The sequence below is a fragment of the Natronobacterium gregoryi SP2 genome (assembly GCF_000230715.2).
GTDB lineage: Archaea > Halobacteriota > Halobacteria > Halobacteriales > Natrialbaceae > Natronobacterium > Natronobacterium gregoryi.
The window spans coordinates 501,512-523,619 of sequence record NC_019792.1; the positions used below are offsets into that span (position 1 = coordinate 501,512).

General features: G+C 62.0%; 21 protein-coding genes. 7 read left to right on the plus strand and 14 right to left on the minus strand.

Features of this window, described 5'->3' with window-relative positions; translation table 11 throughout:
- Nucleotides 1-60: 60 nt before the first annotated feature.
- The 7 genes from NATGR_RS02420 to NATGR_RS02450 are packed head-to-tail and all read left to right on the plus strand — an operon-like array spanning nt 61 to nt 8,794.
- Nucleotides 61-3,825 (plus strand): type II/IV secretion system ATPase subunit, encoded by a 3,765-nt coding sequence (locus tag NATGR_RS02420; protein ID WP_005576348.1) that lies wholly within the window; start codon nt 61-63, stop codon nt 3,823-3,825.
- Nucleotides 3,822-5,879, plus strand: a complete 2,058-nt coding sequence (locus NATGR_RS02425; protein WP_005576346.1) for a type II secretion system F family protein — start codon at nt 3,822-3,824, stop codon at nt 5,877-5,879. Before NATGR_RS02420 ends, NATGR_RS02425 begins: the two co-directional genes overlap by 4 nt.
- A gap of 1 nt (nt 5,880) precedes the next feature.
- Entirely contained in the window at nt 5,881-6,423 is a 543-nt protein-coding gene (locus NATGR_RS02430; RefSeq protein WP_005576344.1) for a DUF7287 family protein, read from the plus strand.
- A gap of 4 nt (nt 6,424-6,427) precedes the next feature.
- Nucleotides 6,428-7,063: a DUF7288 family protein gene (locus NATGR_RS02435; RefSeq protein WP_005576342.1), complete on the plus strand. Its 636-nt coding sequence runs from the start codon at nt 6,428-6,430 to the stop codon at nt 7,061-7,063.
- Nucleotides 7,057-7,500, plus strand: coding sequence for a DUF7261 family protein (locus NATGR_RS02440; protein ID WP_005576340.1), 444 nt, complete (start codon nt 7,057-7,059; stop codon nt 7,498-7,500). Before NATGR_RS02435 ends, NATGR_RS02440 begins: the two co-directional genes overlap by 7 nt.
- A complete protein-coding gene (locus NATGR_RS02445) occupies nt 7,497-7,979 on the plus strand; it encodes a DUF7266 family protein (protein ID WP_005576339.1) in 483 nt (160 codons plus the stop codon). Before NATGR_RS02440 ends, NATGR_RS02445 begins: the two co-directional genes overlap by 4 nt.
- Nucleotides 7,976-8,794, plus strand: a complete 819-nt coding sequence (locus NATGR_RS02450) for a DUF7289 family protein (RefSeq protein ID WP_005576337.1) — start codon at nt 7,976-7,978, stop codon at nt 8,792-8,794. Before NATGR_RS02445 ends, NATGR_RS02450 begins: the two co-directional genes overlap by 4 nt.
- Here NATGR_RS02450 and NATGR_RS02455 read toward each other — a convergent pair whose 3' ends face one another.
- The 14 genes from NATGR_RS02455 to NATGR_RS02520 all read right to left on the minus strand — a co-directional run bounded on the left by NATGR_RS02455 (nt 8,795) and on the right by NATGR_RS02520 (nt 22,059).
- Nucleotides 8,795-9,979 carry a hypothetical protein gene (locus tag NATGR_RS02455; RefSeq protein ID WP_005576335.1) on the minus strand — a complete coding sequence of 395 codons (1,185 nt, stop codon included), beginning with the start codon at nt 9,977-9,979 and terminating at the stop codon, nt 8,795-8,797.
- Between the two features lie 30 nt (nt 9,980-10,009).
- Complete coding sequence (locus tag NATGR_RS02460; RefSeq protein WP_005576333.1) at nt 10,010-10,825, minus strand: CheR family methyltransferase; 816 nt, start codon at nt 10,823-10,825, stop codon at nt 10,010-10,012.
- On the minus strand, nt 10,818-11,336 hold the full coding sequence (locus NATGR_RS02465; RefSeq protein WP_005576331.1) for a chemotaxis protein CheD: 519 nt from the start codon (nt 11,334-11,336) through the stop codon (nt 10,818-10,820). Before NATGR_RS02465 ends, NATGR_RS02460 begins: the two co-directional genes overlap by 8 nt.
- Complete coding sequence (locus NATGR_RS02470; RefSeq protein WP_005576329.1) at nt 11,333-12,592, minus strand: chemotaxis protein CheC; 1,260 nt, start codon at nt 12,590-12,592, stop codon at nt 11,333-11,335. Before NATGR_RS02470 ends, NATGR_RS02465 begins: the two co-directional genes overlap by 4 nt.
- Nucleotides 12,589-13,194: a chemotaxis protein CheC gene (locus NATGR_RS02475; RefSeq protein WP_005576326.1), complete on the minus strand. Its 606-nt coding sequence runs from the start codon at nt 13,192-13,194 to the stop codon at nt 12,589-12,591. The genes NATGR_RS02470 and NATGR_RS02475 overlap by 4 nt, the downstream gene beginning before the upstream one ends.
- Nucleotides 13,195-13,235: 41 nt before the next feature.
- On the minus strand, nt 13,236-16,724 hold the full coding sequence (locus NATGR_RS02480; RefSeq protein WP_005576324.1) for a chemotaxis protein CheA: 3,489 nt from the start codon (nt 16,722-16,724) through the stop codon (nt 13,236-13,238).
- Nucleotides 16,717-17,919: a chemotaxis protein CheB gene (locus NATGR_RS02485; RefSeq protein WP_005576322.1), complete on the minus strand. Its 1,203-nt coding sequence runs from the start codon at nt 17,917-17,919 to the stop codon at nt 16,717-16,719. Before NATGR_RS02485 ends, NATGR_RS02480 begins: the two co-directional genes overlap by 8 nt.
- Nucleotides 17,916-18,278, minus strand: coding sequence for a chemotaxis protein CheY (cheY, locus tag NATGR_RS02490; protein WP_005576321.1), 363 nt, complete (start codon nt 18,276-18,278; stop codon nt 17,916-17,918). Before cheY ends, NATGR_RS02485 begins: the two co-directional genes overlap by 4 nt.
- A 123-nt stretch (nt 18,279-18,401) precedes the next feature.
- Entirely contained in the window at nt 18,402-19,070 is a 669-nt protein-coding gene (locus tag NATGR_RS02495; protein ID WP_005576318.1) for a chemotaxis protein CheW, read from the minus strand.
- Nucleotides 19,071-19,131: 61 nt separating this feature from the next.
- Complete coding sequence (locus NATGR_RS02500) at nt 19,132-19,908, minus strand: DUF5803 family protein (RefSeq protein ID WP_005576316.1); 777 nt, start codon at nt 19,906-19,908, stop codon at nt 19,132-19,134.
- A 1-nt stretch (nt 19,909) separates the two neighbouring features.
- Entirely contained in the window at nt 19,910-20,581 is a 672-nt protein-coding gene (locus tag NATGR_RS02505; protein WP_005576314.1) for a DUF2110 family protein, read from the minus strand.
- Entirely contained in the window at nt 20,582-21,106 is a 525-nt protein-coding gene (tfe, locus tag NATGR_RS02510) for a transcription factor E (protein ID WP_005576312.1), read from the minus strand.
- A gap of 82 nt (nt 21,107-21,188) precedes the next feature.
- Nucleotides 21,189-21,455 carry an amphi-Trp domain-containing protein gene (locus NATGR_RS02515; RefSeq protein WP_005576310.1) on the minus strand — a complete coding sequence of 89 codons (267 nt, stop codon included), beginning with the start codon at nt 21,453-21,455 and terminating at the stop codon, nt 21,189-21,191.
- Nucleotides 21,456-21,516: 61 nt separating this feature from the next.
- On the minus strand, nt 21,517-22,059 hold the full coding sequence (locus NATGR_RS02520; protein WP_005576308.1) for a tRNA (cytidine(56)-2'-O)-methyltransferase: 543 nt from the start codon (nt 22,057-22,059) through the stop codon (nt 21,517-21,519).
- Nucleotides 22,060-22,108 lie beyond the last annotated feature (49 nt).

Sequence of the window (22,108 nt, forward strand, 5' to 3'; positions counted from 1 at the left end):
TTATCAGATGTGGTAATGGTTACGTGACCTTTTTGAAGGCCGAGTCGTTGGTTGAATTCAATGGCTACTGACGAGGCCGACCAGTCGGACGCCGGCGACATCTCAGAGGGCGAGGCGTCCGACGCTGCGTCGGAGGCGGAACGAACCCCCAAAGACGAGGTGGAGCCACAGTCGTCGGTCCGTCCCGGAGAGTACACGTGGGCTGACTTCATGGAAGAGTCCGGCTACGCCGACGAAGTGTCCACGCTGTATCCCGACGACCCCCACAGTGGAGACCAGCTCGGCCTCGAAACCGGCGAAGAGATCGACCCCGATCCGCCCAGTGGGGACGACTGGGACGCCGTCTCGTTCGACCCGGCAAGCTACCTCGGTCACCACCCGGACGACATCGAGAGTTACGTGCTTCCGACCGCCGGTGACAATCACGACCTGCTCGAGGCGGAGTTTCTCGAGTACGTCGATCCGGAGACGACCCCGGTCGTCAAAGACGTCTGGACGTGGGAACACTACAAGTGGGAGTACTACTACGAGGACGACGGGAGTAGACCCCGCGATGTCGGTGGCGAAATCGTCCCGCACGAACCGGAAGCGACGCTCGGGTTCGATCCTGACGAGATCGAAGGCCGACTCGAGAAAGCGAGTGACGCCGCGACGAAGCTCGCGGAGGTCGTCGACGAGCGGACGGTGAACGTCCAGGAAGACGTCGACGAAGACGAGTTCTTCTCGACTGCGACTGGTGCGACCACGCTCGCGAACCGCTACGACCTCGAGAAGGCGGTGCCACTCGAGAAAAAGCGTCACTTTCAGGAACTCGAGCGGTACTGGGTGAACAAACCCTACGCCTACGTCGTCATCTTCCACTCCGAGAAGGAAAACGAGAAAAAGTACTACGTGATCGAGCCATACCTCAACGAGATCGAAGGAGAACTACAGGAGTTTCTTTCGGGAAAGCTCCGAAAGACAATCAAGTACTCCGACGAGGGGGTCAAAGAGAAAGCCGGCGAGGAAGGCAGACGCGACGTCATCGAGGAAGAGACACGGAACCTGTTGAAACGGTACGACCTCTTCGAGGACGCCACTGACGGGGCCGGAGTTACGGAACGTGGCCTCCTTGCTACCATCAAGGGGCTACTGAACGACGAAGAAGACGTCGAGATCGAAGCCAACCCCGACGAACTCGAGGGGATCACGGTCCGGCCGGAGCCGGTGGTTCTCGAGGAGGACCCGGATACGTTAAACGAGTACCAGGTCGAGAAGCTGTTGTACCTGCTCAAGCGGAATTTCATCGGCTACGAACGCATCGACGGTATCAAACACGACATCAACGTCGAGGACATCTCCTGTGACGGCTACAACTCGCCGGTCTTCGTCTACCATTCGGAGTACGAGCAGATTATCTCGAACGTCTACCACGGCGAGGACGAACTCGACGACTTCGTCGTCAAACTCGCCCAGCGCTCCGGGAAGGGGATCAGCAAACGACTCCCGCAGGTCGACGCGACCTTGCCCGACGGCTCGCGGGCGCAGTTGACGCTTGGCAAGGAAGTCTCGGATCACGGAACCAACTACACGATCCGCCAGTTCAAAGACGTCCCATTCACCCCAATCGACCTCATCAACTGGAACACCTTCTCGCTGGACGAGATGGCGTTTCTCTGGCTCTGTATCGAGAACCACAAGAGTCTGATCTTCGCCGGTGGAACCGCCTCGGGGAAGACGACCTCGTTGAACGCCGTCTCGCTGTTTATTCCCTCGAGCGCGAAAATCGTCTCCATCGAGGACACCCGCGAGGTCGAACTGCCACAGCGAAACTGGATCGCTAGCGTCACCCGTCCCTCGTTCTCCGACGACGAACAGGGCGATGTCGACGAGTTCGACCTGCTCGAGGCTGCACTGCGTCAACGGCCCGATTACATCGTGATGGGTGAGATCCGTGGCGAGGAAGGGCGGACGCTGTTCCAGGTCATGTCGACGGGCCACACCACCTACACGACCTTCCACGCCGACTCCGTCGACGAGGTGCTCAAACGGTTCACGACGGACCCGATCAACGTCTCGAAGACGATGTTCACGGCGCTCGATCTCGTCTCGATCCAGACCCAGACGAGAGTCCAGGGACAGAAGGTCCGTCGGAACAAGTCCCTGACCGAGATCAACCACTACGAGGCCGAACACGACGAGATCAACGTCCAGGACGTCTACCAGTGGCAGGCAGAAACCGACGAGTTTCTCAAGATGGGCGACTCGAACACCTTAGAAGAGATCCAGTTCGACCGCGGCTGGAGCCGCGAGAAACTCGAGCGGGAACTGTTCAAACGCAAAGTCATCCTCGCCTACCTCATCAAGAACGGCCTGAACACCTACGCGGAGGTCGCCGCGACGGCACAGGCGTTCATCAACGACCCGGACACGATCCTCACGCTCGTCGCCAACGGCCAGCTCGAGGATAGTCTCCAGGACCTCCGGGAGATGGAGAGCGTCCTCATCGACGTCGATCCGGAGAAAGAAGAACTCGTCCCGCGCCCGGAAGCAGGCTCCAAAGTCGAACGCACTGCGACGAACGTTCTAGAGCGTGCCGAAGAGTCGCTGTTCGAACAGTACCGCGGCGAAGTACCGACCGGTCTCGCGAGCGCACTCGGAGACGTCGAAGCCGAGCACGAAATCGAAGTCGGTGCCGAGAGCGACGACGAAACGGGTGGTGGTGACGGCGTCGCCGAGACGGACGACTGGACGCCGTCGGCAGACGTCACTGGCGTCGGCGCAGACGACGCGGTCGGACGCGACACCGACGTCGACGGTTCGCCGGCGTGGCTGGCCGACGACAGCGGTTTCGACGTCGGAACGGACGAAGGCGACGCGACGACGACCGCCGCCGACCCGGACGAAACCGAGACGGGACTCGTTACCGCCTCGGAGTCGAACGCCTCGACAGAGCGAAAGCCGGTCGTCGACGGCTTCAACATGGCGACTGCAGATCGCGAGACCGACGATGACTCGACCGACACCGCTGGGCCGACTGACGCTGTCGACCAGGGCGCGGCCGGACCCGGGCCGGAACCGGAGTCGGCCCGTGGGCCGTCTGCCGACACCGACGATCCGGACTCTGTGCCCTCGGACGAGCCCGACGACGAGGACTTCGCCGGCCTGTTCGACGACATCGACGAGACGCTCGACGAGATCAACGAGATGGAACCGACCGAGTTGGACGAGCCAAACGACACGACCGGCGACGACCAGCCGGTGTTCTCCGTGACAGAGCATGGGTTCGGATCGACGTCCGGTTCCGACACGAGCGACGGCGAAGACTCCACGAAAGACGACGAGAAGCCGATCGAGCGTTCCTCGACCGCCAATGAGAACGAAACTGCGAACCGAGAGCTGCCTGCGATCGACGCCGACGAAGACGCGACCACGGAAGACGACCTGGAATCTCACACCGACGATGCTGTAACAGCTAGCTTCGACGAGGAACGGCTCTCGAGCAGTGACGGGGCGATCGACGACGAGCACAGCGATCGAACGTCCGGGGCGAACGATCGCGAGCGCGATCCGCCGACGATCGAACTCGGGGATGGCGAGCACGAGAACGACGGGAGTGCCGGCGACGTGGCGTCGGAAGAGAGCGAGGACGGGGCGTCGATCTTCGAAAGCGATGCCGAGAGCGGGTCGTCGTCGCTTTTCAGTGAGGACGACGCGGCCGAGTCGTCCGGTGAGGGAGAGTCGCTGTTCGATAAACGCCAGTCTCCGCCCGATAGCGATTCGATATTCGACGCTGCCGACGAAGACACCCACGACGGACACACCGACGAGGACACCGACGCATGAGCCTCGAAACAGACAGTAACCGTACCGATAGAGGCAGTGGCACAGACGGGTTCGGCGACGCGTTTTATCCACTGTACGATCGTCTGTTCCACGAGGACAGCGAGTTCGTTGCCGACGTAGAGACCAAACTCGCCCAAGCCCGAATGACCGACACCGTCGAGCTCTACCTCTCGAGGGCGCTCGGCGTCGGGTTTATCAGCGGATTGGCACTGTGGCTGATCGGCCTCACGCTGGGATACGGTATCTTCGCGACCGGGCTCGTCACCGTCGATGCGTTCGGGATGCCGATCCAGAACCAGACGCTCGTCGAAATCGTCGAAACACTTCGCGTCCCGGCGCTGGTCTTTTGTACCGGGCTCGTCTTCGGGACGGTCGGCTTCACAGTCGGGTTTGGATCGCTCGCCGCGATCCCCTACTCGCGTGCTTCGGCTCGTAAACGCGAGATCAACATGCTGTTGAGCGACTCCGTCTCCTTTATGTACGCACTGTCGGTCGGCGGCCTGAACCAACTCGAGATCATCGAGGCGATGGCCGAGGCCGACGACACTTACGGCGAGGTCGCAAAGGAGTTCCAGAGTATCGTCAACGAGACCGACTACTTCGATGTCGACTACCGGACAGCGATCCGGAAGCAGGCTCTCGAGACGCCAAGCGACGAACTCTCGCAGTTCCTGACGGACATGCTCTCGATCGTCAACAGCGGCGGTGACATGGAGAACTTCCTCGAGGACAAGAAAGAAAAGCACATGCGCACCGCCAAACAGGAACAGGAACTGACTCTCGAGACACTCGAGTTGTTCGGCGAGATGTACATGACGCTGTCGCTGTTCCCGCTTCTGTTGATTATCATCATGGTCGTCATGCAGATGATCCCGCAGGCGGCTGTGAGCAACGAGATGTTGTATCTGACGGTCTATGCGTTGATCCCGCTTCTCGGCCTCGGGTTTCTCGTCTTGGTTTCGACGGTCAAACACGACGAACCTGGTGACGGCTACCTGTCGATGGGGGGGTCGGAGACGCGAGCCGAAACGGGGAAAAGCGGCGTTCTCGATCTCGGACTCGTCGAGCAGTACACCGGCGGTCACAGCGTTTTCTCCCGGATCAAGAACCGCGAGGGGACCCACGAGACGATCGAGGTCTTGTGTCGGCCCCACGTCTTCTTCCGTGACAACCCGCTGCTTACCCTCGCGATCACGGTTCCGGCATCGCTCGTCATCGTCGCGACAGTCATGATGGCCGGACGAGTGCCGACCTCCTGGAATGGGATGGTCGCCAACCCCATCTGGGGAACGTTCGTCTACGTCTACGTCCCGTTGTACGTTATCGCGATTCCGCTCGCGATCTTTCGGGAGTGGAACGTCCGTCACCGAACTGCCGTCGTCAACCAACTTTCCGAAGACCTTCGCAAACTCTCGAGTGCGAACGACACCGGGATGACGCTGCTCGAGTCGCTCAAATCCGTCGCGGACACGACGAACGGCCGACTCGCCCGCGAGTTCGAGATGATGCACACGAAGGTCAACTACGGGACGAGTCTGAAAGCGGCGCTCATCGAGTTCAACAACAAGTACCACATCCCGCGGCTCGCCCGGACGACGCGACTCATCACGGAGGCCCAGGAGGCGTCGAACCAGATCACCGACGTGCTCCGGACGGCCGCTCGCGCCAGCGAGAATCACGACGACATCGAACGCGAGCGCAAGTCACGGACTCGGATGCAGGTCGTCATCATCATCATGACGTTCATGACGGTGCTTGCGGTGATCGCGATTCTCAAGACGCAGTTCATCGACACGATGGCCGGCTTAGAAGCCGGTGGAACCGCCGATACGGCCGATGCGGGTAGCGGCGGAGGCGAACTCGCGGAGGCCGACCTGAGTGACAACGTCGACGTCGACATGTTGTCTGTTCTTTTCTTCCACGCCGTGACCTTACAGGGAATCATCTCCGGATTCATCTGTGGCTACATCCGCGACGCGAACATACTCAGCGGCCTGAAGTACGCGGTTGCACTGGCGACGATCGCACTCGTTGGCTGGTCACTGGTGGCTTGAGATGATTCGAGAACACACTCGAGACGGCACGAACGCTCGAGAACGCGCGTCTGAATCGACGAGTCCGTCACGGGAGCGAGCACAGACGGCCCAGGACTTTGCGGTCGGGATCGGGATCTTCATCCTGGCGATCGCCTTCGTCTTTGCCTTCCTGCCGTCGGTCGTCACTCCCTACGACACTGCAACAGGTGGTGCGGAGACGGCACAAGCAGACCGGGTCGCGGACCTGCTCGTCGAGGCCCTCTCGACGGAGTCGCCAAACGAGATAGATGGTGACGATCTGAGCGACTATGCAGACATGGGAGACAAAGAGTTGGCCGGGACGTTCGGCCTGCGGACGGCCGACGAGGGTGTCCTCGTCGATCACGTGAACGTCACCGTTCAGGAACTCGACCGAACGCCGACAGGGGAGATAGACGGCATCGGAACCGTCTACGAGGATCAACCGGCAGCGAGTGCCGCACGTATCGTCACGATCGAGGGCGGAGTCGGCGACGGACTCGAGGAGAACACCCCCTATCGACTCGTCGTGAGGGTCTGGTGATAGCATGCCGGGAAAACACGTCCATCGAAACGCGGATCGTGGGCAGGCCTACACTCTCGAGGGCTTTATCGGCGCGATGATCGTCCTGATGGCCGTCCTGCTCGCGTTACAGTCGGTCGTGATCACGCCGACGACAGGTGGGGCCACAGACCGTGCCGTCCAGGCACAGATCCAGCAGGAGATCCAAGACGCCCTCGTCGTCGCGTCTGCGGCGGAGGAAGACGACCTCTCGTACATGCTGCGATACTGGGACGGCGAGGGTGCTTTCAACGGGACCGAACAGAGTGGTCCGGGTCAAGAAGTCTACGACGTGGAGACGTTCGGCGAGACGTTCGCGCTCGGCGAGATACTGTCCGACCGGTTTGCCGAGGACGGCCACAGCTACAACGTCGAACTACGGTATCCGACCGACGACGGCGAGTACGGCAACCAGACGCTCGTCTACCAGGGTAGCCCGGCCCCGGACGCTGTGACGGCGAGTTATACGGTCACGCTGTATGACAACCAGACCGTCACTTCGGACGAAAGTGACGGGTCTCTTCGCGGGAACGTTGCTGCAGACTCGGAGACAATTCCGGACAAATACGATGCTACCTCGTCCCTGTACAACGTCGTCGAAGTGCGGGTGATCCTATGGTAGAGAGACGTCGTGACCACACGCGCGGCCAACTCATCCTCGTCGGTGCGATCGCGCTTGCGTTCATCATTCTCGGCGTCATCGTGGTGTTCAACGGCGTTCTCTACACGGAGACGATATCGTCGGGCGAGACGAGCCAAAGTGGAGCCACCGAGGAAGTGACTGGTCTCGAGATCGAGCAAAGCGTCGGGTGTTTGCTCGAGAAAAGCGACACGAGCACCGAACTGGAGGCAGAAGTCGACGATCTGAACGACGCGTATCGTGCTCTCACTGCTCACTCGAGTCCGGCAGTGACGAGTATCGAGATAACTGACGCGGATTACGACCCGGGCGATGGAGAGTCGGTAAACGTGACAATTACGTACGATTCACACGACTTCAGTTACAGCCAGACGAGAGAAATCGGACCAACGGACGAGAACTGTCCGGATGACTCATGATCGGGAACACCGCTGAACGTGGCGTCTCGGTCGCCGTCACGCACGTCCTCACGATCGGTATCACGACGATACTCATCGGGATGCTGTTGATGGGGGCCAGTGCGATGCTCGAGTTCGAGACGGAGCGGTCCGCGGAGAGTTCGCTGGAGACCATCGGCGAACGACTCGCTGGAGAGGTTTCGAACGTCGATCGAATGGCAAACAAGGACGACGATTCAGTGGCGATGGCTGCCGACCACCCGCGGCAGGTCGCAAATACGGGGTATATGGTGACTCTGTTACCGGAGTCGGAGTGTAGCGATGCGCCGCTGCTTACCGAGCCGACCGACTGTCTGCGACTGGTGGCCGACGATCACGACGTGACCGTCCACGTCCCACTGGTCGTCGAGGCGGACGTCGAGAAAAGCGATGCGACCGGCGGTCCGATAACAGTCGCCCACGAAGACGGCAATATCAGCATCGAGAGTGAGCGGCGATGACGGGAGCAACGGACACCACGACTGGCCGCTTCGGTGGGGACGACCGGGCAGTCTCCGAGGTGGTCGCGTTCGTTCTCGTTTTTGGAGTTATCCTCACGTCGGTCGCGCTTCTGTCTGTCACCGGATTCCAGGCGATGGACGGCTATCAGGAGGCCGAACAGGTGGCAAACGCCGAGCGTGCGATGGACGCGCTCACGGAAAACGTCAACGACGTGCTGCGGTACGACGGGATCGACCGACGGCACGGCGAACTGACGCTCCGTGAAGGGACCGTCACGGCGGGCAGTTCCGGGACTGTGGTGAACGTCTCCGTCGGCGGCGATCCGATCGGTGACGACAAGCCGTTCTCCGAAATCGCCACCGAAGACGGGGCGTTCGATGTCGGTGAGTTCGCGTACCACTACGAGTCGGAGACGATCGCGTACGAAGCCGGCGGACTCGTCAGAGCCGACGACACCGGCAGTGTTCTCCTCGAGGACCCGCTTCTGACGTGTCGGGACGATACCGCGGTCGTTACGCTCGCAGTTGTCGACTCACAGAATCGCTCTATCCAGAGTCACGACGGACTCGGAGTAACTGTGGTCGAAACCGACCCCGACCGTCACACGCGCATCGTAGACGTCACCGGCGATGCCAACGTCTCGATCGGTATCGACGACACCGAATACGAGCGGGCGTGGCACGGGGCTGTCTCTGCTGGTGACTGGGACGTCGAAGAACACGGTGGGTACGATCCGGACGACGGCGACGTAATCGGCGTCTGTAACGCCGACCGAGCCGTCGTTACGGTCGTCGAAATCGACGTCCGGTACTAATTACGCAGTCTCGTCGCCCCAGTCGCCGGTCAACATCGCCCGCAACCCGGCTCGAGCGGCGAGCGCCTTCGCACGCCGAGCACGCGTGGGCACGTCCCCAGCGGTCTCGAGATAGCAGCCATTCGAGAGCGCTCGCGGAGCGTCCATCGAGGTGCCGTCGGCACGGGTTGGCTCGTCGTTCAGGACGGTCTTGCCGTCGTCACCTGGACCCCAGGGAAGGTTGACGCCCGAGAGGCCACGCTCGAAGAGGTACTCCGCGGTCGCGAGGAGTGCCTGGCTAGAACTCGAGTGGCCGATAGCACCGATCGATCCGCGATCGTTGAAAAACCGGACGACGTACTCGCCGTCTTCGCCGTCGCGTTCGCCCGTGGCGTCGTCGATTCGTTCGCGTTCGTCAGCGTCTCCGTCGGAATCATCCACGCGGTCGGCAGCAGATTCGTCAGCGTCGTCGGCTACGGGCGTGCATCGAGTCGCCGGGTCGCTGTCGCCGTCGTTCTCTCGAGTGGTGTTCGCGTCCTCGAACGTGAGAGTGGGTCCGGCGGCGTCCGACGAGAGCGTCGAGATCAATTCGGCGACGAACTGGTCCGTGGCCGAGTCGAACGTCGCTGCGTGCGTCTCGTCAGCGTCGACGACGGCAGACAGTTCGTTGCTGATCGCGTCGACGAGCGCTGTTCGCTCGACGGCGAGCTGGCGGCCGACGAACGATCGGTCGGCACGCTCGAGGCGCTTCGCGACGACGGGTCGCGAGTAGTGGGCGAGTGTCGACTCGTACTCCGCTAGTTCGGACCGATGAAAAGCTAGCTGGGCGATGGCGGCTCGCTCACTGCCCGCAAACAGGAGGTACTCTCTGCCATTCGTGTACATTCCGCGATCGACCCCCGTCGACGCCATCGCGTCTCGAACGGCGTTCGCTCGCGACGATACCAGCGACTCGTCGGCGGATTCGACGGCGACGAAAACGGACGGCACTCCCTCGATCGACGCGACGTACTCGAGAGTGGTGTCAGCGATAGCGTAGTCGGTCACACAGTCGTCGCCAACGGCCCAGCCCAGCACCTCGAGCAGGGGCTCGACGAGCCAGCGGCGGGTTGCTCTCCGAGTCGCTGGCGGCGAAGTATCGACGACAGCCTGTGACCGGGCAAGATACGAGCGACAGTCGAGAGCGTCGGTCCGAGACTCAGTCATCGATCGGTGTCTCCTGGCGTCACGCGAGCGTTAGCGTCCCGAGTCGGAATCGTGCTGGTAGATCCGGAGCCGGGCGTCGTAGACGGAGAACGCGGACTTCAGCGTCGGTGGAATCGTCTCTGCTTTCCCGATCACGAGATAGCCGCCGGGCCGCAACGACTCGGCGATCACCTCGAGCATGGAGCGTTTGTACTCGTTGTCGATGTAGATGAAGAGGTTTCGGCAGACGACGAGGTCGAACCCGGACTTCGGATCGTCGTTGATCAGGTCGTGCCGTTCGAAACTGGCGGTCCCCTGGACGTCATCCGCGATGCGGTAGGTACGGTCATCCCGATCCACGTACCGGGAGTAGTCGTCGAGAAAAGAGAGTTGGTCGTCCATATCGGCCGTCCGTGACTCTTCGTAGACGCCTTCGCGGGCCGTCTCGAGGGCTGGCTCGCTGATGTCGGTTCCCAGGATGTCGATCCGGGACTCGTCGATTCCGTCGACGTCGTGAGCGAGCATCGCAAGCGAGTACGGCTCGCGCCCGTCGGCACACGCGGCACTCCAGACGTCGACACTGCTTTTCTCGTCCGAAAGCGTCTCGAGGACGTCGGCGATGCCCGACCAGACGTCGGGATTGCGGAAGAAACCGGTGACGTTGATGCTCATCGCCTCGAGTAGTGCCTCCTGTTCGTCCGGTTCGTCCTGCAGAACGGACAGATACTCCGCGTAGCTGTCGCTCCCGGTTCGTCGCATCCGGGAGGAAACCCGCCGATCTAGATAGCTGTCGTTGTAGTGGCTCGTTGCGAACTGTAGTTCGTTCTCGACGAACGAAAGAAGTTCGTCGAAAGGATCGTCAGTCATATTTTCTCGTTTCTCCGCTTTCGTTGGCCGACCTGACCACGAGCGCCCCCGTCCCGGGCGTAAACTCGACAGTCCGCCCCGTTTCGCCGCCGACGTCTTCGGCAACGAGTGGAACACCGAGTCTCTCGAGTTCGTCTTTCGCCGCAACGACGTTGCGTTGCCCGACCCCGTCGCCAAAACTGTCGAATTCGAACATGTCGCTCCCTCCAGCTATCTTTGCTTCGACGGACGTATAACTGGCACCATTTTCGACCATGCGTCGGAGCAGCGCACGGATCGCAGTATTCGCGTACTTGCCTGGCTTGCGATCGCTGTTCTCGGCGGCGTCGCCATCTGGCAACATCGCGTGTGCGAGTCCGCCAATCTCCGTCTCGGGGTCGTAGAGTGCGATCGCGAGACACGAGCCAAGCCCGTAGGACGTGAGCGTGTCGTCGCCCTCGCTGACCGTAATCTCCGAGATACCAACCCGTGCTGGCGACGGGATACCTGGTTCTGTTCCGTACGTCTTCATGCGTTATCGACTTCCTGAAATTCGGCCGTCGTCGGTTCCTCCTCGACTCGGTCGACATCGAGATCGTTCAACGCTCGTTCGAGGTCGGCCTCGTTGGGAATCGCGTACACTTCACAATCAATGTCCCGGCCGTCGGCCGTGATGATGGTGTCGAAAACGAACGCGAACTCCTGCTGTGAGCCGAGCTGGACGACAACCGGATCAACCGCTGCGGCACCGATATCGTGGATAAACTCCGGCGTCGAGTGATCGATCGTCGTGTCCAGTACGTTCGCCCACCCGTCTAAAAATCCGCTTGCCATGATGTTTCCGAGCTCCGTGATCGCGCTCGTTTCCATCTCGTCGAACTCTCCAGGATCGCCGTCCACTCCGTCGGCCACGGTCGGCACCATCGCGTCGACGATCTTCCGTGCCGACCGCTCGTCGAACAGAAAAACCAGATAGCCACTTGGCACGCCGTCGAACTCGAAGGCGACGCCGACGAGTTGTTCGTCGGGAACCGACTGTGGAATCGCCTCGAGTGAGACGAAGTTCAGCCGTCGGATCTCGACGCTGGTTTCGATTCCAGTCAGCGTCGTCGCGGTGGTGGCAATCTCTTTGGCTCCACGCTCTGCCATCCGGTCGAACCCCTCGAGTTTATCGTAGGCAATGCCGTCACTGGTCCGGAGCCGATCGAGTAGCGCCGACATCGAACGATGGGTCGGGAAGAGATAGTGGCTGAACCCGACCTCCGTGTCGACGGTCTCGATCCGACTCTGGAAGAGCAACGCGAGGTCGTTCTCCTGGCCGGGACCCGCCGTCTCGTCGACGTCGTTGAAAAACTGGTCGGCCGATTCGTCGATGACGAGTTCGGGCGTCGAGACATCGATGACACTCTCCAAGACATCGGCCCAACCGTCGACGAACCCACTGTTCATGATGTGGCCAACCTCGGTCACAGCACTGCGGGTCATCTCGTCGAACGCTGCTGTTTCGGGCTCCGAAACGATCGTATCGACGATCCGGAGCGCCGCTTCGCGCTCGAAGACGATCACCGAGTACCCCTCGATTGCACCGTCTAGGTCGACGCGAATGCCGACCTTTTCGGTCGAGTCGTCGAACGCCTGGCAGATTTCACTGCCACGCATGAAATTGAGCTTCGTGACGCCGACTTGCGTCTCGACATCGGTCATATGCGTCAGCCGCCCTGCAGCGAGCCCGGCACCTTCTCTTGCCATCCGATAGAACGTCCCGAGTGCGTTGACGTCGAGTTTCATGTCGTTTTGACGTCAATATCGTTGACCAGTTCGACGAACGCTTCGACGTCGGGGAACGCGTAGATTTCGGCTTCGATCTGGTAGCTCGGCACCGTCAGTTCCGAGTCGAAAAACAACGCGAGGTCGTCCCCGTCGAGACTCGCCGTCCGAGTGACGACTTCGCCAGCGGGTGCATACACCAACTGCGGGGCAGCGATGTCGATGACCCGCCCGAGCACGTCTGCCCAGCCGTCGATGAAGCCGTTTGCCATCATCGTCCCCATCTCCTCGACTGCACTTCGTGCCATCTTCCCGGAGACGTCCGTCAGGTCGTCGACGACGTCGTCGAGCATGATCGCCGTGATCTTCTTTGCGCTCTCCTCAGGAAAAAGGATAAGGATGTGACCACGTGGCGGGTCCTGCAACCGAACCCGGACGCCGACGCGATTCTCGTCGTCTAACTGCCGCTCGAGATCCAAGACGTCGACAAAGTTCGTCTTGGTTACCTCCATCCGGGCGTGTTGGCCGGTCAGTTTGCTCATGTTGTCGGCGACGCCGTTCGTTCCAACTTTCGCCATTTCGTTTACGAAACTTAGCTTGCGAATGTCAACTTTCGTCGTCATGTGTTTTCCATAGCTGAGCTGCTAGTGCACGTTCGATTCCATCAGAGCGTCGCTACGTCGAGTATCGTGACGACCTTGCCACGGCCACGAACCGTCGCACCGCTGAGGCCAGGAATGCCGCCCATAAAGCCCTCGAAGGGCTTGACGACGACTTCCTGCTGGCCTTGCACGCGGTCACAGCCGAGCGCGACCTGCCGGACGTCGTCACGCACGCGAACGAGCATCCGTTCTTCCGCGGTCGACTCGAGCGATTCGAACTCCTCCTCGAGCCAGCGAACGGGAGACTCGTCGTCGCCGTCCGCGAGGACGGGGGTTCCGTCGACCGTCTCGACCGCGCGGGCCGATTCGATGTCCTGCACGACTTTCGTCGGGAGACCGAACTCCCGGCCACCACACTCGACGAACAGGACGTCTTCGATCGCGACCGAGACCGGAAGCGTCATCGTGACAGTCGTCCCGCCGCCGGGGTCGCTGTCGATCCGGACGCTTCCATCGAGGTCCTCGACCGTCCGCTTGACCACGTCCATACCGACGCCACGGCCGCTGACGTCGGTTACCTCGCTCGCCGTCGAGAACCCAGGATGGAACGCGAGGTCGTACGTGGCTTCGTCGTCCATCGCAGCGGCTTCCGATTCCTCGAGAATGTCTGCTTCGACGGCTTCGGAGCGCAGACGATCCGGAGACAGTCCGGCCCCATCGTCCGAGACCGTTATTGTCACTCGATCACGACTCTGGGTGGCAGTCACCTCGACTGTTCCCTCCCGGGGCTTCCCCGCTTGCTCGCGGCTGTCTGGTGATTCGATCCCGTGATCAACCGCGTTTCGCACCAGATGCACCAGCGGATCTCCGATCCGCTCCAGAATGCTCCGGTCGAGTTCCACGTCCTCGCCGCTCAACTCGAGGATGACCTCTTTTTCCTGCTCGCGAGCTACGTCCCGAACCACCCGTGGGAGCCGGCTGACAGCCGTCTCGAGGGGGACGAGTCGGACGTCCATCACGGTCTCCTGGAGCGCGGTGGTCAGCTCCGAGAGGTCGTCGAGTTCCGGCTCGAGTTCAGAGAAGTCCTCGCCGGTCTCGGCTGCGTTGTGGAGTCGAACGCGCGTCGTCACGAGTCCCTCGACGAGTGTCCGGAGTTCGTCGATCCGGTCGACGTCGACCCTCACCGACTGGTCGCCATCCGCAGGATCGGTGGCTCCAGATCTATCCGCCGACTCCGGAACTGTCAACTCCGGAACCTCGAGTGCTGGCTCGTCGACGACCCGTTCCGGCTCGACGTCTATCGCCGCCGAGCCGGTTTCGCTCGCCGTCTCACCCGGGGCAAACGGGTTGCTGTCGCCTTCGAGCGCGATATCCGTCGCCTCGAAGGACTCCTCGAGATCTATCTCGTCGATTACGTCGGTCTCGTCGACCACGTCGGAACCGTCACCGCCAGTGTCCGAACGGGACGACGCTTCCCGAAGCTCCGACCCGAAGTTGAAACCACCAGTGTCGTCGGGCTCCGATTCCGCGTCGACAGGGGAAACTGCTCCGTCGTCGGTCGCTCCGTCGTCGACAGCCGCGGTCGACTCCTCCTCGGCGATGCCATCGTCTGGCCCGCCAGAGAGACCGTCGTCGGTACCGAACTCCGCGCCGTCGTCACCGAACGCGTCGACGTCGTCGATAGTCGCGTCGACTGTCTCACCGAACTGGTCGCCCTCGAGCGAGACATCGCCAAACTGGTTGCCCTCGAGCGAGACATCGCCAAACTGGTTGCCCTCGAGCGAGACGTCGTCAAACTGGTCGCCCTCGAGCGAGACATCGCCAAACTGGTCGCCCTCGAGCGAGACGTCGCCAAACTGGTCGTCGTACTCGTCGGCCGGCACGTCGAAGCCGACGTCTGTCTCGGGGTCGGACTCGAAACTTGTCTCTGGCTGCTCGCCGAACTCGACGTTGAACGCTGGCTCTTCCGTACAGTCGGCGACCGACTCCTCGGGCGGCAGGTCGTTCACTTCTGGTTCGCAGTCGTCCTCGTCTATTTCTCGTCGTGACGACTCGTCGGCCTCGTCGGCTGCTCCCGAGTCGGCCACGGCAGCCGTATCCGACGCCACGCTCGAGGGGGTGTCGCCCTCGAGTGTCGGCGGCTCCGAATCGTCCAACTCGCTCGCAGTCACGGAGTCAGCGGCTACCGCGTCGGCGCTCTCTGTGCCGTCCTCGCTCTCGAGACCGTCGTCTTCGGGTTCGGACGCCGATTCCGGCTCTCCAGAATCCGTCGGCTCGGTCGCTGGGTCCGAAACGTGGTCCGCTACGTTGGAGCCGTCGTCTCGGGCTTCGAGGAACGAGCCATCGTCGTCGGCTGCATCACCGAGGAGTTCGTCCATCCCGACCTCTTCGTCGTCGAACTCGTCGAACTCGAGGTCGGCGAGTTCCTCCTGCAGTTCGTCGAAGCCAACCATCTCGACTTCAGCTTGCAGTTCCGAGAAAACCTCGTTTGCGTCGTCGACTGTGCCGTCTTCGGAATCTGTCTCCGACGCTGTCTCGGCGTCGTCTATCACCTGGTCGGTTTCGGCGGCCGCTCGTGGCTCGCCGTCGTCTCCCTCGTCGGCGTCCGCCAGCAGATCGTCGAACGCCCCGGCGTCGCCCATCTCGTCGAAGGCCCCGAGATCGTCGTCGTCCGCGATGTCTGCTGCTCTCTCGTCCAGGTCGTCGAACTCGTCGAACTCCGCGAGCAGTTCGTCGACCTCGAGTTGTCGTGCCTGGTCGGGGTCGACACCGTCGCCAGGGGCCGTTCCTGACACGAGGTCGTCGAGAGAGTCCTCGTGTGTCGTTTGCGTCCCGGCCGCGAACCGATCAGTAACCGTGACGATCTCGAAGTCGTGTACCTCCGCGACCGGGTCGAGTCCGGACGCGATCGCCGACTCACCGACCGGGCTGGCGAAGACGGCGTCGAACGCGCCGCCGTAGTCGCCGTCGTCGATCACTGACCGTGGCGGGTCGGTGCCGAGCAACTCGAACGCGTCGATCAAAGCCTCGACGACGAGCCTCCCGTCGTTTACCCCGTCCTCGATCTCGGCCGTCGAAATGCGCACGAGATACATCTCGTGATCGTCGTTCGACGGCCCCTCGAGACCCGCGATGACGTCGTCGATCTCGCTCTCTGTGGGTGGCTGGATCGCGACTGGACCCTCGAGGTGTTCCCGGAGCGCACCGATCGTATCGGCAGGGTCCGTCTCGATCTCGCCGTAGCGATCGAGGTCGTCGATCAGTCGCTCTAAGTCGTCGACGGCCTCGAAGACGTCGTCCATCAACTCCATCGAGACCGCTATCTCGCCCGCACGGACCGCATCAAGTACGTCTTCGATCGCGTGTGCAAGATCGGTCGCTGCCTCGAGCCCGGCCGCACCGCAGTTGCCCTTGAGCGTGTGAGCGATGCGGAAGACGTCCGTGATCGTCTCCTCGTCGTCTGGGCTGTGCTCGAGGGCCAGCAACGCGTTGTTCAGTTCCGTAATTCGTTCTTCGCTCTCCTGGACGAAGTCGGTCCAGTGGTCAGTCATCGGTTTCACCTTCCGTGTTCGCGGCCGCACGGTCGTTTGCCGGTCGAACGGTACACGCGTCGACGATCGCCGCCGCGATGGCGTCGCCGCGCACGACCTCGTCGACGCAGCCGGTCGCTATCGCCTGACAGGGGATGTCAAATACCTGACTCGTCGCTTCGTCTTGGGCGATCGTGTGGCCACCGACGGCGTCGACGGCCTCGATCCCGGCAGCACCATCACCGCCCATTCCAGAGAGGACGACGCCACAGAGTGGCCCCGTGACAGTCTCGGCCGCAGTCTCCATCGTGACGTCGATCGACGGCTGGACGCCTCTCGTTTGCTCGTCGTCGAGTCGAACGCGAAGGCCGCGGCCGTCGTGGTCGACGACCTCGAGATCAGCGTCACCGGGTGCGACGACGGCCTCGCCGGGCGAGAGCCACTCATCCTCGGTCGCCTCTCGAACCGGATACTCACTTACTGTATCGAGTCGGTCGGCGAATCGGCCGGTAAACGTCGCGGGCATATGCTGGACGATCAGTACCGTCGCATCGAGGGCGGCCGGAAGCCGCTCGAGTAGGCGTTCGGCGATCTTCGGGCCGCCGGTGGATGCGCCGACGACGACGATCGACTCGAGGAGCGTGGTCCCCTCGACCGGGACCGTCGTCACGTCGTCCGGCCGGGACGACGTCTGATCGCGGCGACTGTCGGTCCGCGTCGACGGAACCGTGGCGTTTGCTGTGTCGTTCCGGCGGAGTGACGTTTGGCCACCCGTCACCGGCTGGGCCACACGCGCGGTCGCAGCGGTTCGAGCCAGCGCGAGCGACGACGCATCGACCGTCTCGAGGTCGCCGACCGCCTCGACGACATCCGCAACGAATCTGCCGTGGAGACCGGCTACAGGCTGCTCGAGATAGCTGACGACGTCGCGTGCAACGCCCTCCAGGAGCGAGTCCGCCGTCTCTTCGGGAAGTTCGTCACACAACAGGAGGACTGGCGTGGGATTTATCGTCATAATCCGTTCGATCGCGTCGACGGCGTCTCCGTCCGGGAGAGTCGTCTTCAGGGTCACGACGTCGGGGTCGATCGCGTCGATTCGTTCGAGGGCGTCTCGTCCACTCGCTGCGAGTTTGACCTCGTAGCCGACGTCGGCGAGCGCGTTGCCGAGGACTGTCCGCGTGGACGCAGCGTCGTCGACAACGAGTATTCGCGTCATGCCGCGACGACGTCCGTAAGCGCCTTTCTGACGCTGGGTTCCTCGAACGGCTTCGTCACGTATCCGTCCGCGCCGGCCTTGACGGCCAGTTTCATCTTCTCCCGCTGGCCGACGCTCGTACACATGATGACCTGTGCACTGGGGTCGATCTTCTTGATGGCTGCCGTCGCCTTGATACCGTTGCACTTGGGCATCACGATGTCCATCATGACGATGTCGGGCTCGCGTTCTTTGTACAGTTTCACGGCTTCGGCACCGTTAGACGCCTCACCGACGATGCGGTAATCCTCTTCGAGGATCTGACGCAGTAGATTCCGCATAAAATGTGAGTCGTCAACGATGAGCACCCCTGTCGACATTCAGTAGTACACCAAATTTCTGTAGAGATACGATTACCATAAATGCTGTCTCCCGATTATCAGACGTGATAAGTGGTGAATAGATCCGTGAAACGGCGGCGAGCGCGCCTGTGGCGCGAACGGCTACCGGGCGAGTGACTGGGTGGCTCTCGGACTCGACGCCAGCAAGAGTTTGTGGACGGCGACGAGCGGCGTTCCCTCGACGACGATCCGATGGCCGTCGTTCGCAACACCGACAGAGCGACCCGCTCCGCCGTCGAGCGACTCGAGCGACGACTCTCTCGCGTGCGATCCCGGCCGACGCTCGCGTTCGAGCACGGCGTCGACGAGCGGATGCTCGAGTACGTCTCCCGAGAACTCGCTTTCCGCAACGTTGTCTTCGTCGAAGACGTTCGATTCCGGAACGGAATCGACGCCGAGCACGTCGTCGACGCGAATCGCCGCTGCCTGCTGGTCGGCGGGCTGGTCGAAGACGAGTAACTGGTCGCTATCGGTGCTGACGGTCGCGGGCGGGAAGTAAACCGACGGATCGATCACTGCCGTAATCTCGCCACGGAGATCGACGACGCCCTCGATCGCGTCGGGAGCACGCGGGACCGCCGTCGGCTCGTCCTGAAGCGCCGTCGTCGTTCTGACGTCGTCGACCGGGACTGCAAACCGGTGGTCACCGACCTCGAACACGACGGCGCGTACGTGATCCTCACGATCCTCGGAACCGCTCGAATCCTGTTGGTTCCGATCTCGGCCGTCCTCGAGGTCGATTCCAAGCAGTTTGTCGGGGAGCTCCGGCATGGTTTCGTTCGTCTATCCGAGCCCAGGTACAAAAACGTTCACTGGTGAAAAAAGATTGCTACTATCTAAGTCCCGGTGGTGGCCCGTCGTCGGAGTCGTCGTCGATGTCGATGTCTAACCCCATCTCTTCGCGTTGCTCTTGTAGCTGCTTGACCTGGCGATAGTAGTAGCCGGCTCCAGCACCGCCAAGTAGCAAGACGACCACGACCAGTCCTGCAAACAGGGGGACATCGCGGGTGAGATAGTACCGGAGCGCGACCGTACTATCGACAGTCTCCCACGCCAGGTGTTCTTGATCGTCGACGACCTCGCGCTCGTAGCCGCCAGGGTTGACGTCGCCAAACAGGAAGTTCGACGTCCGGTACCCCTCAGGGAGCGTTACCTCGTACGAGCCATCGACGTAGGCCGGAATCTGGAACGTTCGACTGCCGGAACCCCCGGAGAACGCGACGGTGCCGTTGCCGTCGGGAACCCGGACCACCGTACTCGAGCGGCTCTGATCGACCTCGAGTTCGGACCCTTTCAGCTCCGTCCCGTTGTCGGGATACCAGTACCTGACGCCGTGGACATCGAGCGCCCGGTCGCGGTAGAACGAAGACCGGTACAGCGACAACTCTTCTGTCTCGTTTAGATCGTAGACGGCACGGAACTCGCCGTTGGTGATCATCCCGGCGTCGTCGATCGAGATCGCCACGTCGGCGTCGCTGTCACGGAGGTCGTCGTACTCCGCCTCACGGTCGAGTTCTTCGTCCGGGACGCCGCCGAAGATCGCCGTACAACCAGCTAACCCGACCAGCAGGACGACCGCGATCGAGGCGAGAACGAGACGACGATTCATGTTACGGAACGACACAGCGCAGTTCTGCAGGGAGATACTCTCCGACGCTCGCCAACAGCCCCGGCGGGTCGGTGTCTTCGGTACAGACGACGCTCTGCTCGAGCAGACCGAGTCGCTCGACCGTGACGTAGTCCTGGGCGTGGCCGGCGCGATTCAGCGTCGCACGAACCTCGGCTCGGGTCGCGCTGTTGACGTTGAGCCGGCCGTCGCCGCGCGTCCAGTCGTAGAGCCGGTCGCGTTCTTCGTCCGAGAGCCGGGAGTCGCCGTCATCGGCGTAGACGAACTGCAGCGGCATGTGCTGGACCAGCCCGTATCGCTCGCGAAGTTGGCTCGGCGCTCCCGGACCGAGCCCGAGTTCGTCGGTCGGGATTCGGACCGGCTGGCCGGCGTCGAGCACGATGCCGTCCTCGTCCCACGAATCGAGGGTTCCGACGTAGGTCTCGCCGTCCTCCAGGTCGGGAACAATCTCGCCGAACTCCTCGCGGAGGACGTTGCGCGCGACGGTCGCGTCGTCACCTTCGATCGTCACCGAGGGGAAGTCGTCGTGTCGAACGCCGAGTTCGTACTCGACGGCTAGCTCGCCGATCTCGTTGTCGACGAGCGAGCGCAGCGAATCCAGCGACCGCTCGCGGGCATCACCCTCGACGTAGAGTTTGGTTGCAAGTACGACCATTTAGGCGTCCGCGTCTATGTTGAGTTCCTCCTCGAGCGACTCGAGGCGGTCGTGCATCGATCCGATGAGTCGGTCGTTGTCCATCGACTCGAGTGGCGACCCACACTCGGGACACTCGAAGCCGAAGTCCATTGCCTCGCCGAACTCGAAGCGGATCGAACAGATCTCACAGAGGTAGAACTCGTGGTTGCGTTCGTACTCCTCGCGTTGCTCGAGCGCGTCGTAGAGCCGGTGCATCTCGTCTTCTAGGTTCTCCGGGATGTTGTCGTACTCGAAGGTCCAGAGATACGTCAACCAACCCGAGTCCTCGTCGCGCAGCCGGCGGTAGCTGGCGAGGTCGTTCTCGTAGAGAATAAACAGCGCGCGTCGCACGTCGTTCAGCTCGAGATCGAGCTCCTCGGACAGCTCCTCGTCGGTCACTTCCCCGTCAGGCGGTGCCGCGGCGACGGGCATCCCCTTGGGACCGACCAGCTCGTGCAAGTACTTCTGGACGACCGGATCCTCGAGCAGGTCCTCAAAAGCCATTACCTATGCGTAACGCCATGTGGCCATTAAGTCTTTTGAGCGAAGACTGGCGGACGTGACACCTGCCACTCTCGCCTGCAGGTCAACCGTCGTTTCCGCTGGTGTCTCCCTCTCCGACTGCCCACTCGAGGGTGACGGTGACTTCCTCACGATCGCCGCCGAGCATCGGCGATCGTTCTTCGACCTCGATCCCGTACTCGAGGGTTCTACTCGGCGACAGCGTCAGCATCTTGTTCCCAACCTGAACGTCCGCGGTGGAATCGTTTCGGAGTTCGCGAGCGAGTTCCTGCAGCAGATCTGCGGCCTCCTCGCGTGGGAGTTCGTCACCGAATTTCGTCGTTTCGCTCATACGTACGTCTGCCACGAACGGACGGAAATAGGTTGGCTGGGCACTGTCAGGCACGGGAGGACTACTCCTCGAGCGACTCGACCTGCTTTCCGGTCTCCATCGGCACGACGCGGCGGTCGGCATCTTCCCAGTCGGCCTCGAGTTGTTCGCCTTCGAACAGTCGATCGAGAAAGACCGCGAGACCGGCAACCTCGGAGTGTGGCTGGTTGGTGACGCCGACGTTCCAGTCCGCCTCCTCGTAGACGTCGAAAGAGACCTTTTCGGAGCCAACGACGAGCAAGAGTGGTTCCCCGCCACGGTGGGCAGTTCGGATCTCGTCCTCGACATCCTGGACGCGTTCGCCGTACATCGTCAGGTGGACGATACGACCGTCCCAGTTCCGGATGACCGCCTTCGGCGAGTCCGTCAGTTCGGCCTCGAAGGGGCCACCGAACCGGTCGGTGATATCCGCGACGGTCTCGAGGGGGCCGCCGGCGTTGTCGGGGAATATCACGCGGTCCGCACCGAGTGCACGCCCCGTCAGGCCGACGTGAGTCGTCATGCGGTCGTCGCGGCCGGGACGGTGACCCAACCGGAGAACGGCGACCGCTGGCGTGTCGTGCATGCCCACTCTTTCCGCCGGTGTCCATATGTGGCGTTCGGTTCGGCCGCTC